This is a genomic window from Promineifilum sp. (SeqCode) (genome assembly GCF_041918635.1).
In the GTDB taxonomy this organism is placed as follows: domain Bacteria; phylum Chloroflexota; class Anaerolineae; order Promineifilales; family Promineifilaceae; genus Promineifilum.
This window is the reverse complement of record NZ_JAYRVJ010000687.1, coordinates 1-1,976: the sequence shown is the minus strand read 5'-3', so window position 1 is coordinate 1,976 and position 1,976 is coordinate 1. Positions and strand designations below refer to the sequence as shown.

Annotated in this window: 1 protein-coding gene; it reads right to left on the bottom strand. The window is 66.3% G+C overall.

Annotation, left to right across the window (positions count from 1 at the left end; genetic code table 11):
* Positions 1–181 precede the first annotated feature (181 nt).
* Positions 182–1,976 (bottom strand): patatin-like phospholipase family protein (locus ACE3UY_RS20200; RefSeq protein WP_374689283.1); only part of this gene is annotated, 1,795 nt, incomplete at its 5' end.

Below are 1,976 nucleotides of genomic sequence, written 5' to 3'. Positions count from 1 at the left end.
GATGATCAGCCGTACACCCAACGCGCGCATGTAGTCGATGTCCTCCGGCATGGGCCAGGCGGAGATGGAGAGGTAGTCGGTAATGGGCGAGACGGTCATGGAAGCATGATAGAACCTGTGGCCGGTCGCTGTCAAAATGCCAGAGGCACATTCTTTAGGGGCTAGGGAAGAGCACTCTTCCCTAGCCCCTATCTTCCAGCGCCTGCCGGGCGGCCTCATAGCCGCGCCGCTCCATGGTTTCATAGGCCTCAAAGTCGAGAAAGTTGAAGTCGCGCACGTCGGGCTCGATCAGGATGTCGACCAGCTGTTCGACGGACTTGCGGTGATAGAGGCTGTTGACCTCAACAGTGCGCAAGATGATGCTGCCCAACCTCGGCGCGGGTAGCCGTTGGCCGAACGGGTTGGCATAGCTCCACAGTACCCGCCAGCCGGAAACGCTCTCGCCAAGCGGATAGGGGTAGGGTTGCTCGCGGTGGGGGCTGACGTTACTACCGATGATCAGGCCAAACTCGGCGCGCGCGGCCAGAATATCTACCGGGAAGTTGTTCATCACCCCGCCATCGACGAGCAGTTCGTTCTTCTCGTTCAAGATGGGCGAGAAGATGCCGGGCAGGGAGATACTGGCCCGCACGGCGCGCCACAGCGGCCCACGGTCGTGGATGACCGGAGCGGCGGCCGACAGGTTGGTGGAGACGCAGAAAAAGGGCCGCCACAAGTCCTCGATTTGCCGCTCCCCGAACATCTCGCGCAGCGCCAGCGTGATCTTGCGCGACGCCATCACCGCCGTATAGGGGAAGGTGCGGTCGAGGAGATAGCCTGGGTTAGCGATACGCGCGGCCCTTTCCATGCCCTGGGCGGGCGTCAGTCCCATCGCCCAGCCGCCGCCGACCAGAGCGCCCATGCTGGAGCCGCCGATGTAATCCACCGGCTGGCCGGCTTCCTCCAGGGCGCGGATGACGCCCACGTGGGCAAAACCGCGGGCCGCGCCGCCGCTGAAGGCCATGCCCACCGCGCGGCCGGTCAGCCGGCGGGCCAGCCGCTCCCAATGCGCCCGGTCGCCCTGGCGGACGTGATGGTGGACAAGGCTGGCGGCTCCCACGCCGGCGGCATCCACGCCAGCGGCTTCCTCACGCGGCTCTAACCAGGCCCGCGTACCGGAAGGCTCGGCCGCGTCCGGCGCGTACAGCAGGACGAGTTCCTTGCGCAGGCGTGGGGCGCAGTAGCTCTCCAGCGGGCCGGGGCCGGGGTTGCCGCCAGCCATGCCCACCAGCAACACGCGGTCGGCCTGGGCCAGGCAGCGGCGGCCCCAGGCCGTCCACTCCGCGTCGGCGACGTAGAGAATGTGGCGGAAGTCGCTCTCCTGCTGTTGAAGCCAATGATTGAGCACAAGGCTCAAGGCATCATCCGGCTCGGTCAGCGCCGCACCGGGCTTGCCAAAGGCGTCGTCGAAGCGCTCGCCGGTGAAGAGCGCCGTCGGCCCGAAGACGGACAGGCTCTCGGCCAGGCTAGCGGCGAAGTCGGCCAGGGGCGCGCCGTCCCGACCGGCCGGAAAGATGGCAATGCTCAGCGCCGTGAGCCTGTGGGAAGCCGCACGAGTGGACAGGGGTCGCAGGGCGCGCTTCTGGCGTGTAATGATGATGCGGGCGATCTCTACCATCGCCTGGGGGTGCGCCTCGATGAGGCGCTCAAAGATCGGCCGGGTCAGTTCGACCACGTCCGTATCGCGGATGGCGTAGACCGAAGCCGAGCGGATTTCGTCGGTGAGCAGAGCATATTCGCCGGTCGTCTCGCCTGGGCCGATCTCGCCAAGGTCACGTTCCAGCCCGCCGGATTCATCCCGCTCCAGGACAACTTGCAGCCGGCCGTTGACGACGATGAACATCGACGTGCCCAGCTCGCCCTGGTGAAACAACCGCTCGCCGTCGGCCAACCGCCGCCAGGTCACTTGCTCCTGTATGGTGTGGAGTGTCGCCGGG